The sequence below is a fragment of the Gardnerella sp. DNF01180P genome, assembly GCF_049244205.1.
In the GTDB taxonomy this organism is placed as follows: Bacteria; Actinomycetota; Actinomycetes; order Actinomycetales; family Bifidobacteriaceae; genus Bifidobacterium; species Bifidobacterium swidsinskii.
In genome coordinates this window covers 502965-517411 of record NZ_CP058386.1, presented here as the reverse complement: position 1 = coordinate 517411, position 14447 = coordinate 502965, and the positions used below count along the sequence as shown (strand labels likewise).

Sequence of the window (14447 nt, the reverse complement as noted above, 5' to 3'; positions counted from 1 at the left end):
TTTACTTCGCCTTCTTTGCTCCATACAGGGAACGACCCTGCTTGCGGTCCTTGACACCCTGGGTATCTAATGCGCCACGCACGATGTGGTAACGCACACCTGGGAGATCCTTCACACGGCCACCACGCACGAGCACGATGGAGTGCTCCTGCAAGTTGTGACCTTCGCCTGGAATATAGGCGGTTACTTCAATACCAGAGCTGAGGCGCACACGAGCAACCTTACGAAGCGCGGAATTTGGCTTCTTAGGAGTGGTGGTGTATACACGGGTGCATACGCCACGACGCAGCGGGCTACCCTTCAAGGCCAAAGTCTTTGACTTTTTCGGCTTGGCCTGACGTCCTTTACGGACAAGTTGTTCAATCGTAGGCAACTTAAGTTCTCCGATTCATTGTTATCTTCTATTTGGTGAAAACCGCCACACTGCAGCACACCATAACCAAAGAATCGGTTAAAGAGTAAAAGCCACAGTCCACCGGCCCGATGGCCCTCGCGCCTCCAGCCACACATTACTGCGCGCTATCTTTGGCACTTGGGATATCCCAACCAACACGCCTATAACATAAGGCACGTTGTTGGCACACACAAATTGCTATTATACACCTAATCTTGACAATGCAATTAATAAAGTTTTAAAACCCTATTTAAGAATTGGACGCACAGGAGCAGACACATCTAAGCTGCGTTTATTGCCAATTTTACTAGGATCATCAATAATCTTGGCAACAATAGCTTTCTTTAACTCAATCTGAGACGAATTGCCCCATATGATAGTTTTTTTAACATCCCCTAATTCTGTTTCGACAGAATCTTGAGTTTTTGCACTAACTTTCGTAACTCTAGCTCGCAAAGATTCCGAAAGTGAACTAACAATTTTTACAGCTTCAAGTACCGCTCTATTATTCAAACTTCTTTGCACATTTGAAACTTCGATAACAGGTATTCCTTGCGTTGGAACTTGAGCTACGGCATTTAACACGCGACCTTTAGCGTCAACAGCAGTTAATTTATTGCTATCTCGAGTTTTGAGCATTGCTGCAGGACGTTGCGCATGTACAGAAACATGCAAACCATTAGGGAAATTCTTAGAAACTTTTGCTTCAGTTACACCAGGAATATCGTTAAGTTGGTTAATTACTTCTTGAGAAGAAACTAAAAATAGCGATTTACCAACCTGAGTTGACGCAATTGAAGCAATTTTTTGCTCACTCACCCACTCGTTAGAACCAGAAATACTTATATCGTTAGACTTAAGAAGAAAAACTGGCGAGAAGAATAAAAACCAAACAATCGCTGAAACAGAAGCAATCACTGCAAGAATTGCAAGAATTCGTTTAACAGTAAATTGCAAATAAGCAGATTTACGTTCTTTCAAACGCTCTCGAAAATTAATTATTCTAGGACGAGTAATCATTCCAAGAGAACCAGAAGTTTGACTTAAAGTTTTTCTTACAAAATCAAGCTTCGGCAAAAGTCTAGCGTCAACAAACTTACCTTGATGATTTTTTTCATTGATATCAGCTACTCGTATTTGCGATGTGTTTTGGCTGATTATATGCCTTTGAAAACGCTGGTCTTTGCGCAACGACGAAGCAGATCTAGGTTTAGAAATATGAATTTTTTCATCACGCGTTTTTTTGATACTAGATTTTTTTATATTAGATTTTCCGATATTAGATTTCGCACCACGAGCTACACCACTACGTAATTCATTATTAAGCAATTCAGCACTACGAGACGCACTGCTACGAGACGTAATGCTGCTGGATTTATTACTACGAGACTCTTCAGTACGCGCAATATTAAGACTTGAAACGGTACGACGATGCGAATTATTTGCATCAGCATCGTACGATTTGCTTGACCTCACGCGACCCATAATTACCTCTCGTAATAATCTATTTATATTTTAATCGCTTAATTTCAAAGCACTACAATGCTTCTAGCATAACAGACGTCATAGCAGTAATACTTCCTGCACCAACTGTAAGCAGCACATCACCAGATTTTGCACGCGAAGCCAGTTTCAACGCAGCTTCGCGCATATCGTCAACCGCTTCAATTTTTACATCAAGATTCTGCGATTTTGCAGCTTTAACAATAGTTTCAGCATTAATATTTGGAAAATCTTCCTGCTTTTCGCGAGCTGGGAAAATTCCTGTAACAATTACATCGTCTGCAAGAGCCAAAGATTTTGCAAACTCATTAGCAAAAGCCTGCGTTCTGGAGAACAAATGAGGCTGAAACAGCACGCGAAGAGTAGAAGAAGTGTACTTTCTTCGAGCAGCGCGCAATAATGCAGCTATTTCAGTTGGATGGTGAGCATAATCGTCCACAACTGTCACACCATCAACACATCCACGAATATCAAAACGACGAGACGCACCTCGGAAGCTTTCTGCACTACGAGCCGCATCTTCTGGATTCATACCGAGCAATACTGCAGCAACAATAGCTGCAGAAGCATTAAGCGCATTATGCAAACCTGGTATTAACAAGCTAACTTGCACCTTATTCGAACATTTAGCATGTTCATCCAAAATTTTTTCTGGCAATACAAGCGTAAACATTTCTCGACCACTTACAGCTTGCTCATTTTCATGCTCAATACTTGCGAACATAGCTAATTTTTGTACGCGCGAGCTGACTTTCATGCTCCAAGTATCCAAATTACCGTAAGCAATTGTTTTGTTTAAAATATTATCCGGCATAGCTTCAAGTACTTTTCTAGCACCTTCGTCTTCTGCACAAATTATTACGTTATTAATAGCATGACTTACGTGCTCAACAAATGCTTCTCTGTATCGTTCACTAGAGCCGTAATGATCCAAGTGATCTGCTTCAGCATTTGTTACGATTGCAATACTTGGGCTGTATTTTTCAAAACTTCCGTCAGATTCGTCAGCTTCAGCAACCATAACAATTCCATTGCCAGCATGACCACCGTCTAAAACTGTTCCGTCTGCGGCTTGAATAGATCCGCCGATTGCGTAGCTTGGATCAGCCAAATCGCCTGCTGCAGCCACAGTTAATATATGAGAAAGAAGTGAGCTAGTAGTTGTTTTACCATGCGCTCCAGCAACAGTCACGCCAGTTTTTGCAGATAATAATAACGCAAGAATATCGCTGCGATGAACAAGCTTTATGCCGCGCTCATGTGCTGCCATAATCTCCGGATTGCTCGGTTTAATAGCGCTTGAATACACGAGTACATCTGCATGCTCAACGTGTGAAGCACTTTGTCCAATTTCTACTTCAATACCTAATTCTTCCAAGCGTTGAGTGTGATCATTTGCTTCGCGATCACATCCACTTACGCTTACCCCCTCTTCATGCAACATTTCTGCCAGAACACTCATTCCAGCTCCACCAATACCAATAAAATGCACTCGACCTAATTTTGAAATTGTTTGCGAATCATCAAATGCTGATTTTACTGGGTTTAAATCAATATTATTATGAAATGAAGTTGTATTGCTATTAAGATTAGTCATTACTTTCTGCCTTCTTTTGCGATTTCAAGAATATGCTTCGCCATAACGTCTGCAGCATCACGAATACCATAATTCCAAGATTTAGTACGCATAGCTTGTAATTGCTTTTTGTTTTGCAATAAAGCTAATCCTTCATCTATAAACCACTTTGCATTGAAATCAGCATCATTTACCATTACTGCTCCCCCTGCATTTACTACAGGCTCAGCATTGAAACGCTGCTCGCCGTTGCCAATAGGCAATGGCACGTATACAGCAGGTAAGCCAAGTGCAGAAATTTCTGCAACCGTTCCAGCTCCTGCACGACATATAACTAAATCTGCACAAGCAAAAGCCCAATCAATACGCTCTAGATATTCTGCAATATGATAATCGCCACAGCCAGCATGCTCTGGTTTAATATCGTTTATTTGCGATTCGCCTACTTGCTTTGCAACTATATTTCGCACTTCTTCCGCTTTTGCGCGACCAGTTAAGTGAATTACTTGCGCATGTTTTAAAATATCTCCTGCTGCTGCAGCAACAGCTTGATTTATGCTTTTTGCACCCAAAGATCCGCCAGTAACAAGAATAATTGGACGTTTAGGGTCAACGCCAAGTTTTTGCGCACCTTCAACGCGAGCGGAATCATAATCTTTTTCTAATCTTTCACACAATTGAGAAATAGCAGGTCTAAGAGGTAAACCAACTCTTTCAACTTTGACACCTTTTCGTGTGCGCAAATCAGTATTCCCATAAACTGTTCCAACAGCATCAGCCCAACTTGCGCCCAAGCGATTTGCCATTCCAGATTTAGCATTCTGCTCGTGAATCACAATAGGAATATGCTGCGCATGAGCTTGAGAATATACTGGAGCAGAAGCATAGCCACCGAAGCCCACTACTATATCTGCTTTTCTAGCGGCTAGTATATTTCGCACTTTGCGTTTTTCGCGCATCCATCGAATTGGAAACTTAATTGCATCTAGATTTGGCTTACGCGGGAACGGCACTTTTTCTATAGTGTCAAGTTCGTACCCTGCATTCGGAACAAGACTTTTTTCCAAACCAACTTCTGTGCCAATTACACTAATTAACGCTTCAGGATTGAGCTTTTTAATAGCGTTTGCGACAGAAAGCAAAGGATTGACATGACCTGCAGTGCCCCCGCCTGCAAGAACAATATGCACTTCATGCTCAATAGCATTATCAAATTTCATTTCACTACCCTTGTTATAACTTTCATATTATAAAAAGTTGTAAATACTTACTACTTCGATATAGTAAGTTGCGGATTGGAACGCATAAGACCATCAGCTACGCCAATTGCGACCAAACACATAACAAGCGAAGAACCACCTGCGGACACAAACGGCATAGGCACTCCCATAACCGGAAGTATTTGCACAACAACAAGAATATTAACTAATCCTTGGCCTACAATCCACGTTGCAATACACATTAATGTGATTGAAATAAATTGCGATTTCGCTTTTAATGCTGAAGATAGTATGCACCAACCAATAATTACGTATAGCAAAATCACTGCTGCTGCAACCAAAAAGCCCATCTCTTCGCCAATAATAGCGAAAATAAAGTCATTGTGAGCGTAAGGCAAATAATTCCATTTTTCACGAGAGTTTCCGATGCCAACGCCTAATAGTCCACCAGAAGCCATTGCATATTGAGCGTGAATTGCTTGGAAACAAACGCCTTTAGCTGATTTTGCATCACATCCGTGCAAAGTAGCAAGAATACGTCGCATACGATTTTGGCTTGTTAAAACCAAAAGAGCAACCATTATGCAAGCAATAAATATGCTTCCAACAAGCCATTTTGTTGGGAATCCACCTAAGTAGAAAGCTATAAGTGCAATAAGAATAATAATTAAAGCAGTACCAAGATCCTTACCTGCAATAACAAGCAACAACGATACGCCAAGTCCTGCTGCTACAGGAATATACGCGCGCATTTGCACACGCTCATATGCTTGTTTTGCAGCAATCAAAGCTACTGGAAGCCAAATACATAATGCAAGTTTTGTAATTTCTGCAGGCTGCAAAGTCATAGGGCCGAAAGCAATCCAACCAGCATTACCATTAACTTCACGTCGTAAACCTGGAACAAATGTTAAGAACTGTGCAATAACAGAAATAATGTAAATAACAGCAACGTATCGTCTATAAACTGTAACTGGAAGTCGAGAAGCGAAAATATAGCCAATTAAGCCTAAAACGCAATACATTGTTTGGTTTACGCCTTGACCCCAAGGTGCAATTCCGTAGGTGATCATAGTTACTGAAGAACTAGAAAACACCATAAATAAGCCGAAAATCGACAGTATAACCACTGATACTCTCATGCCGTATAAGCACCACAGTGGGTTAGTTAAACTGCGCAAGCCAACGTATTTCTTTAATTCTGAATCTTGAGTTTTGCGCTCTAACGAGTTTTTTGAGTAGTCTTTTTTCGAGGAAAATATTCCAGATACAGTATGCGCTAATTTTGCGTATTTGATTGACTTTGCCGGCTTTGCTGTATTTGCTGGCTTTGCTGTATTTGCTGGCTTTACTGTATTTGCTGGTTTCGCTAGCTTTGCTGGTTTCGCTGGTTTCGCAGCTTTCGACTTCTTTACATCTTTTACAAATTTTACAGATTCATTTAAAGAAGAACCTACAGATTTGCCAACTTTAGTAACAGAACTACTTACGGACTTACTTACAGACTTTCCTACAGATTTGCCTAATTCCTTACCCGCTTTGCTTGCATACGCTCCTGCTTTGCTTACGGACTCGCCTACTTTACTTGCTGAAGTTCTAATAGATTTTTTAAAAGATTCAAATTTTTGCTTTTGGGAAGAATGAGAAGAATCTGAATCTGTTTCAATATGATCTTCCATAATAACTTCTGAGACTTTGCACGCTAATGAACGCAAAAACTTTTTAGGCTTATTACTGTTGAATACCATGATTATGCACCCATCGTTGAGATTCTTTAGCAAAACGATTGCCGCGATCGGCGTACGAAACAAATTGATCCATAGAGGCACAAGCAGGAGCAAGCAGAACAACATCACCAGGCTTAGCATAACGCCCAGCAGCTTCTACAGTTTGACGCATAACAGCCTCACCGAATGAAGAATCAGGATTTACAAGCGAAGTATTCTCAATATACTCACAAACTAAGTCATCAACGCAATCATATGATTTAGCGCAAGAACCATCTTGTGAAACAATAGTTACTGGAATGTGAGGAGCTGAACTGTGAAGAGCTTCAACAATTGGACGTTGATCTATTCCAATAACAACAACTGCTTTAATCACATGAAGTTGGTTTGCAATTAAATCTTCAAAATGACCACCTTTAGCTAAACCGCCAGCAATCCAAACAACCGAATTATTAGCAAAACTAGCTAAAGATGCACAAGCAGCATGAGCATTAGTTGCTTTAGAATCATCTACAAATCTAATACAATGCGAAGGATTTTCATCTTCAGACATCAAAGTCGCAACTGTTTGAATGCGATGACCTCCAGGAGCAAATTCGCGTAAAGCACGAACTGAAGAATCTACGTCACCAGTTAAACCTAAAGATAAAGCTAACGCAGTAAGAGCATCAGCTAATAAATGCGGATACACACTGCCATCAGGCTCGCACAGATGTTTTAGCTCACGCAATTCGACAATAGGTTTTAGAGTGCCTTTAGTTCCTCCAGCAACACCGCTGTTATCGACAATCCAACCGTCTTTTACGCCAATTTCACCATCTTTAGGCTCTCCTAACGTAAAACCAATCTTTTTACAACCATCAGCAACTTGTGCACAATCTGCCAATTTGCTTACACGCTCATCTTGAGCATTGTAAACCAAAGCTTTTTGCACATTATTAAATACTTTTGACTTGTCACGAGCGTACGCTTCCATGCCACCATGCCAATCTAAATGATCAGCAGCAATATTAGTAATAGCAGCACAATCAAGAGCTAAAGAATCAGTGAAATGCAATTGGAAAGAGCTTAATTCAACGCATAAAGCATCATGCTCACATTCCAAAGCAGCATGTGACACAGACTTTCCAATATTTCCCACGGCTGGAGCATTTAATCCGCAAGCGGTTAGCATTGCAGAAGTCATTTCTGTAGTAGAAGTCTTACCATTTGTGCCAGTAATGCCAATCCAATAAGCAGGTTTATTCGTGCGCTTAGAAGGTACGCGCAAGCGCCACGCTAATTCAACTTCGCTCATTACTGGAATATTGCGCGATGCAGCTTCTTGCAAAAATGGCGTGCGAGGGTTAAATACTGGAGATGTAACAACAGCATCGATTTTAGACCAGTCTATTGCTGAAAAATCATGTATATCGGCATCAGGCTTATTTTCGTCTGCAGTCACAGGCTCAGATCCAACAGCGCGCAAAACCTCAGCTGCGCCACGACCCGAAACTCCAAGACCTGCAACTAATACACGCTTAAAAGCAAATGCTTTATCGCTTGTGCACGACTTACAAGTAGATTCAGACGAAACAGATACTTCATTGCCATCGACAATATTCATATTGAAGCCTTCCAATTTTTGAAATTAAATAAGCAAGCCAGAATGCCCTGCCCAATCGGCGTAGAACATCATAAGTGCAGAAAGCACAAACATAAGCTCAATCATCCAGAATCGTACAACAACTTTAGTTTCCGTCCAGCCGAGCAATTCAAAATGATGATGAATAGGAGCCATTTTGAACACGCGCTTATGCGTAGCTTTAAAGAATCCAACTTGAATAACGTCACTTGCAGCTTCCATTACAAATAATCCACCCAAAATCACAGCCAAAAACTCTGTGTGAGTTGCAATAGAAAGAGCTGCAAATAATCCGCCTAAAGCCAACGAACCAGTATCTCCCATAAATACTTGAGCAGGATTCGAATTAAACCACAAGAATCCAAAGCAAGCAACAGCAGCGCAAACAGCAATAATAGTTAAATCGAGAGGGTCAGAAACAGCGTAAGAGAATCCAAAATGACCGCCTCCACGCACATGGTAGCTTTCCCAAAAAGCAATCAAAGCGTAACCAGCAAAAGCAATCATAGAAGATCCAGAAGCTAAACCATCAAGTCCATCAGTCAAGTTTACAGCGTTAGACCAAGCAGCAATAAGGAAATTAACCCAAACAATAAATACTACAATTCCTACACCGTTGCCGAGTATAGAAAAATCAAAAAATGGTTTTTCAATAAAACTCATTCCAGGTTGAGCGCTAGCAATACCAGATTGAGTTGGCAATAGCAATGACAAAAGCGCGTAAATACTTGCAAAAATAATTTGACCAGTAAACTTCGCATGTACAGAAAGACCAAGATTCTGCTTTTTACGAACCTTAGCAAAATCATCAATAAAGCCAAGCAAACCCATTGAAAGCATTGCAAACAGCACCAAAACAGCAGACCATGAAGGCGAGCGACCAACAGAAACATATCTATAAAGAGCAGAAGCAGCCCAACCTGCTACTACAGCAAAGTTAATAACAACACCGCCCATAGTTGGCGTGCCGCGCTTTACTAAATGAGATTGTGGTCCATCTTGGCGAATGTACTGACCGTAGTGCAAACGATGCACTAAACGAATAAGCAAAGGCGTGCCAACAATCGTAACTACGAGCGACACCACAATTCCTACAATAAGCGCAATCACCGCTTAACCTCCGTTTACTGTTCCGTTTGCTATAATACTTAATTTATTAATTTCACACTTATATTGAGCATCGAGCAGTTAAATATTTGCCCAATGTTCAGCAAGCACACTCAAGCCTGAAGCATGAGAGCCTTTCAATAACACAACACTACTCGGATGCTCGGCCACAATTTTCCAAACAATATCATCAGCCTCATCCGCACTGTGCACAAAGTAGACTGCATCGTGAGAAGAAAGTAGTTTATTATTCCAAGAAGAACGTGCACCTTGAGCAATACAGTGAGCTAATTTATCTAAGTCAGAGTCCGTTTTTGAACCAACAGCAACAACTGCATCGACACTCGAATTTGCCACATATTCTCCAATATTTGTGTGCAATTCATCTTCGTTGCTGCCAAGCTCCAACATAGAACCAAGAACCGCTATACGGAAAGGTTTCGAAGATGCACTACAAGAATCATTTTCATAGGCGCACAAACCATCGATTCCTGCTTTCATAGAATCAGGATTTGCATTAAAGGAATCATCAATAAGTGTAAATTTCTCGTCATTCTTAGAAACTGTACTCAATTGCATGCGATGCGGGCTAATATGCGAAACTTTAGACAGCACAGAAGCAATATCATCTAAAGTCATTCCCAAATATCTAGCAACATTTGCTGCTGCAAGCGCATTCATAACATTATGCTCGCCTTGTATAGCAAGATGCACTTCAATATGATTCATTAGATCAGAAGAATTACTACGTTCAGTGGTAGTAAAAACTGCTTTACCAAAAGAATCTAACTTTATATTACTAGCTGAAAGTTGGTAGTCATCTTTACTAGCTGATTCCAGCAATCCGTTTTTAACATTTCTACCGAACCAGCGCACATGCTTATTTTCTACAAGACAAGACATTGCAGAAACTCGCTTATCGTCGGAATTTAATACTGCTATGCCATGTGGCAAAAGCCCACGCACAATCTCACTTTTTGCTTGCGCAATGCGCTCAACTGAGCCAAATTCACCTAAATGAGCCACACCAACTTTAAGCACTATTGCGAGATCCGGAGGAGCAATATGAGTTAAATTGGCAATTTCGCCAACATGATTAGCTCCCATTTCTGCTATTAAAAATCGAGTATTACTGCCAACTTGCAAAGCAGTAAGAGGCAAACCAATATTATTATTAAAAGATCCAACAGGAGCAACTGTTTCGCCTAGCGTGCTCAACAAAGCCTTCAACATATCTTTCGTTGTTGTTTTGCCAACGGAACCAGTAATACCAATAATAGTGAAAGGTTTGTTAAGATTGCGGCGAAGTTCCAAATTATGTTTAGCTAGCAAGCCCAGCGCTTCTATAGAATTATTCACAACTATTTGATTGAGATTAGTGCCTTCGACAACATGTTCAACAATAGCTACAACAGCTCCAGATTTTTCAGCATTCTTTACATAATCATGACCGTCAACATGTTCACCAACTATAGCTACGAACACAGAACCGTTACGGATTTGACGAGAATCACTAAAAACGGAATTTGCAACTAAATCTGTGTCACAACTATTAAACTCGTGTATTTCCCCATGAACAGCTTTAGCAATTTCGCTTATGCTCATAGGCATCATATCGGCATGATCTAAACTCTCAGCATTGCTGGCACACGAAGTTTCAACACAACTCATAACATCCTCCAAATTAGCCACATAATTAAAAGCTCTTAAACAAAACTCACGCAATTAATTTATTTGAAAACTCGAATGAAATCAGCATAATTCAGTGCAGTTCATGCGAAACTCGCAGCGCACTTTTAATAGTCCCACAACGAACACCAGCAGCTAACACCATTGCAATAGATAATGAAAGATGCCGCTGCACATCATTGCCACCAATTTGATCCGCTAATTCAGCTAATTCGTCAGACTCAGCCGATCTAGTAACACAATAAGCGTGCTCTCTTCCAGAAAAACCATAACGTTGACGCAACGCATAAAAACTCATGCCGGTTGCATATGCCGGGTAAAGCGGTGAAGAAGATGCCTTTGCACTAACTTTCACATTTGAGGCTGCATCTTTAGATTCAGAATTAGTATCAGAACTATCTTTAGACTTAGCATCAGATTGAGAATCAGACCCTGCGCCAGAATTGCTTTCATTCTGAGTTTGCTCAACGCCAAGAACATCAATACTGACGGATTGTAACGCGTTCTTAGCTAAAGTTGCAGAATTAAGTGCAATAACAACAGCTGCAGCACCATCTTCTGCACACACAGATAAAGCATGCTGTACATCTGCAATATTTAAAGGATATTGCAAAGACAATTCGCGCTGCAATGAAGTAGATCCAGCATCACTAATAACACCAACAGGATTACCTAACATATGCAAAAAATCAGCTAATCGCAAAACATTAGCATGGATCTCATCATCATCGTCACCAGCAATCGCAAATATTGCAACGCATGAAGAAGGATCTGCATTAATATCACAAGCAAGCTTGCCCAAAGCAACTGGATTAGCAGAAGAAACAAGCAAAGGCAGACCTAAATCTGCAGCCTCACCACGAAATTCTGGTGAAACTAATGCAGCATATGCCCCAGCATCACGTGCAGCTTCAAGCTGACGACGATCGATATGACCAATTGGCACAAATAATCCACCAGGACGCACATGACGCACATCATGAGCAATAGAAGTAATAGTTACCTCTGAAGCAAACGCAGGAACAACTTCAAAACCATAATTTTTTGCAGCAAAACCTAGCGTCACTCTAATTCTAGAGTATTCATCAACCGCACTCATTGCACACCCTACTTTATAGATAACAACATTGTAATGCGTACACTACCAATTCACAGGAACAGGATTTGTGCGTGGAGAAGAAGCTGGAATATCATACTTTTGCATTAAGAATTCTCCAATAGTTTTGAACAGTGGACCTGCAGTCATACCACCATAAATACCTTGTGGATCTTTTAGCACAACGGTTACGATGAATCGAGGATTATCCGCCGGAATAGCACCAGACCAGTCGCTAATTGTGGAGCTAAGACGGCCATCAGGTCCCGCAACTTCTGCAGTACCACTCTTTGCAGCAACACGGTAACCATCAACACCTGCGAAACTGTGATAATGCTCACCTGAGTTTTCAAGAGCGTTCATCATTTGAGCTGCAACATTCTCATCAATAACTCGCGTTCCTTGAGCACGCCCAGCTTTAGTTACATGACCATTAGAATCAATAACAGACTTAATCAAAGTTTGACGCAGTTTCACGCCTTTATTCGCAATAGTTGCCATAGCATTAGTAAGCTGCAAAGCGTTCACAGCATAACCTTGGCCGAAGAGAACAGTATCTTTCTTACGACCATCCCAAGATTGCATGCTAGGAAGCAAACCGCGAGATTCACCCTGCAAATTCAATCCGGTATACTGACCAAGACCAAACTTATAAAGATATTCGTAGCGCTTATCTAACGGATACCTTTCGCCAGCCATAACCATACCAATGTTTGAAGATTCAGCAAGAATACCAGCCAAAGTCCAATGTTCAACACCATGATCAACAGCATCATGATATGTTTGACCATTCTTATTAATGCTGTTAGGAACCGCAAACTGATCGCTAAGCTTGTGAGCGCCGGTTTGCAACATACCAGCCATTGCAAAAGCCTTACCAATAGAACCTGGTTCAAAGGTTTGACTTACTGCACGAGACACGTTTACTTTGGATTGTGTGCTACCAGCTTTAATATCGTCAGTATCTTCCAAAGCAAGAATTTCGCCAGTTCGAACATCCTGAACTACTGCAACACCCCATGCTGCACGATATTGTTTCTTTCCGTCAAGAAGAACCTTCTTAACATACCAATCAACATCGCTATCAATCGTAAGCTTAATATCACTGCCGTTTACAGCAGGTTTAGATTCTGTTACAGTTCCTGGAATCTTCTCATTTCCAACATTATTACCTTGATAACGCTGGTAGCCGTCTACACCGTTTAAGGTGGAGTCATGAGTTAGCTCAAGTCCAGAAACACCAACTTCGCCCTTGCGATTCTTTAAGTCTTTACGATTAACTTCATCTGCATTTGAAACTGCGCCAATTACAGAACCAAGAATTGGACCGCTAGAATACACGCGCTCACTACTATTTTCTGCATAAATGCATCCGGAAAGATTAAGATTGTCAATAGCGCGCTTAACTGCAGGAGTTACGTTACGCTTCAACAAAACGTAACGACCAACGCCAGCTAATTTTCCGCCAAGCTCTACAGAACTCATGTGAAGAATCGGAGCTAGCAAACGAGCAACCGCCACAGCGCCCGTGCCCTCTACCGGTTTACCATTTAGCATATGGCAATTATTTTCAGTCTGCTTAGTGCATGGCGTAGGCTTAAAAGCCTGAGCGTTAAGAGGGTCTCCAATAATATTGAATCTCTCAACGCTTTGTGCAAGAACAGCACCATTGGAATCCAAAATTTTGCCACGACGAGCAAGAATTGGGCGCACTCTACTGCGTTCTGCTTGAGCTGCCTGTGCAGTAGAACGTGCGTTAATTAGCTGAATATAGCTAAGCTTTACAACGGCACAAATGCCTATGAAAGCGAAAACTATAGCAATAACAGCGCATTTACGAACAAAGTTTTGTTCTCTGGCGAAACGTTGTTTAAAAATGTGGCGCATCAATGTTTCTCCTGTTTTGCTTTCTGTTGATATTGACGATTTTGTTGGTCTTGTTTTTGAGTTTTATTTGAGTTATTTGTTTGTTTTGAGTTATTTGTTTGTTTTGAGTTATCGGCTTGTTTTTCGTGCTTAGTTTTCTCAGAATGACTATGTTTTCGTTTTGCTGCATAATCACTCAAGTCAATAGAAATAGAACCTTGTTGCGGAACCATTCCCATTCGTTGCGCTCTTGCAGGAAGTTCAGATTCCAAAGTATCTAATTTCGCTTGACGAGCTTCCACATCCTGATGCAAACGAGAAATACGCATCTGTACTGCAGTTTGGTCGAAGGAAATCTCTGCCATTTGCGTACGCAAAAGAAGCGAAGTCAACAACGTAACAACCATAAAAATCACAATAATCATGCAATTCACAAGAGGTACTTTGCGCGTATTGCTCCATGTCATAACCTTGCTGAATCGTTCAAGCACAGCAGAAGATTTACGTTGAGATGGGTTAAACACCGAAGGAGCAGAATTATGTACGTATTCTTTACGAGTCGAATTATCTTTAGTACGACCAGCTGGAGCTGAAGCAGAAGACGCAGAAGAGCGCAAAACACGATTTTGCATGTTCAATACCATG

11 protein-coding genes are annotated in these 14447 nt (G+C 41.1%); all 11 read right to left on the bottom strand.

Going from position 1 to position 14447, the window contains the following annotated elements; translation table 11 throughout:
- Window position 1 precedes the first annotated feature (1 nt).
- The 11 genes from rpsL to HXT40_RS01875 all read right to left on the bottom strand — a co-directional run bounded on the left by rpsL (window position 2) and on the right by HXT40_RS01875 (window position 14446).
- Window positions 2-373, bottom strand: coding sequence for a 30S ribosomal protein S12 (gene rpsL, locus HXT40_RS01925; protein ID WP_003813881.1), 372 nt, complete (start codon window positions 371-373; stop codon window positions 2-4).
- Between the two features lie 267 nt (window positions 374-640).
- Window positions 641-1879, bottom strand: a complete 1239-nt coding sequence (locus HXT40_RS01920) for a cell division protein FtsQ/DivIB (protein ID WP_064621565.1) — start codon at window positions 1877-1879, stop codon at window positions 641-643.
- A gap of 52 nt (window positions 1880-1931) precedes the next feature.
- Window positions 1932-3494: a UDP-N-acetylmuramate--L-alanine ligase gene (gene murC, locus HXT40_RS01915; protein ID WP_116440507.1), complete on the bottom strand. Its 1563-nt coding sequence runs from the start codon at window positions 3492-3494 to the stop codon at window positions 1932-1934.
- The gene (locus HXT40_RS01910) at window positions 3494-4693 is read right to left on the bottom strand and encodes a UDP-N-acetylglucosamine--N-acetylmuramyl-(pentapeptide) pyrophosphoryl-undecaprenol N-acetylglucosamine transferase (RefSeq protein WP_076003024.1); all 1200 of its coding nucleotides are present in this window, start codon (window positions 4691-4693) and stop codon (window positions 3494-3496) included. The genes murC and HXT40_RS01910 overlap by 1 nt, the downstream gene beginning before the upstream one ends.
- A gap of 50 nt (window positions 4694-4743) precedes the next feature.
- Window positions 4744-5955, bottom strand: coding sequence for a peptidoglycan glycosyltransferase FtsW (locus HXT40_RS01905; RefSeq protein ID WP_233186349.1), 1212 nt, complete (start codon window positions 5953-5955; stop codon window positions 4744-4746).
- Between the two features lie 469 nt (window positions 5956-6424).
- Window positions 6425-8026, bottom strand: a complete 1602-nt coding sequence (gene murD, locus HXT40_RS01900; protein ID WP_421777297.1) for a UDP-N-acetylmuramoyl-L-alanine--D-glutamate ligase — start codon at window positions 8024-8026, stop codon at window positions 6425-6427.
- A gap of 24 nt (window positions 8027-8050) precedes the next feature.
- Window positions 8051-9154, bottom strand: a complete 1104-nt coding sequence (gene mraY, locus HXT40_RS01895; RefSeq protein WP_004108513.1) for a phospho-N-acetylmuramoyl-pentapeptide-transferase — start codon at window positions 9152-9154, stop codon at window positions 8051-8053.
- 78 nt (window positions 9155-9232) lie between these two features.
- The gene (locus HXT40_RS01890; protein WP_033888465.1) at window positions 9233-10822 is read right to left on the bottom strand and encodes a UDP-N-acetylmuramoyl-tripeptide--D-alanyl-D-alanine ligase; all 1590 of its coding nucleotides are present in this window, start codon (window positions 10820-10822) and stop codon (window positions 9233-9235) included.
- A 91-nt stretch (window positions 10823-10913) separates the two neighbouring features.
- The gene (locus tag HXT40_RS01885; RefSeq protein WP_421777296.1) at window positions 10914-11939 is read right to left on the bottom strand and encodes a UDP-N-acetylmuramyl peptide synthase; all 1026 of its coding nucleotides are present in this window, start codon (window positions 11937-11939) and stop codon (window positions 10914-10916) included.
- A 42-nt stretch (window positions 11940-11981) separates the two neighbouring features.
- Complete coding sequence (locus HXT40_RS01880; protein ID WP_410310320.1) at window positions 11982-13823, bottom strand: peptidoglycan D,D-transpeptidase FtsI family protein; 1842 nt, start codon at window positions 13821-13823, stop codon at window positions 11982-11984.
- Window positions 13823-14446 carry a hypothetical protein gene (locus HXT40_RS01875; protein ID WP_102703206.1) on the bottom strand — a complete coding sequence of 208 codons (624 nt, stop codon included), beginning with the start codon at window positions 14444-14446 and terminating at the stop codon, window positions 13823-13825. Before HXT40_RS01875 ends, HXT40_RS01880 begins: the two co-directional genes overlap by 1 nt.
- Window position 14447: the final 1 nt, after the last annotated feature.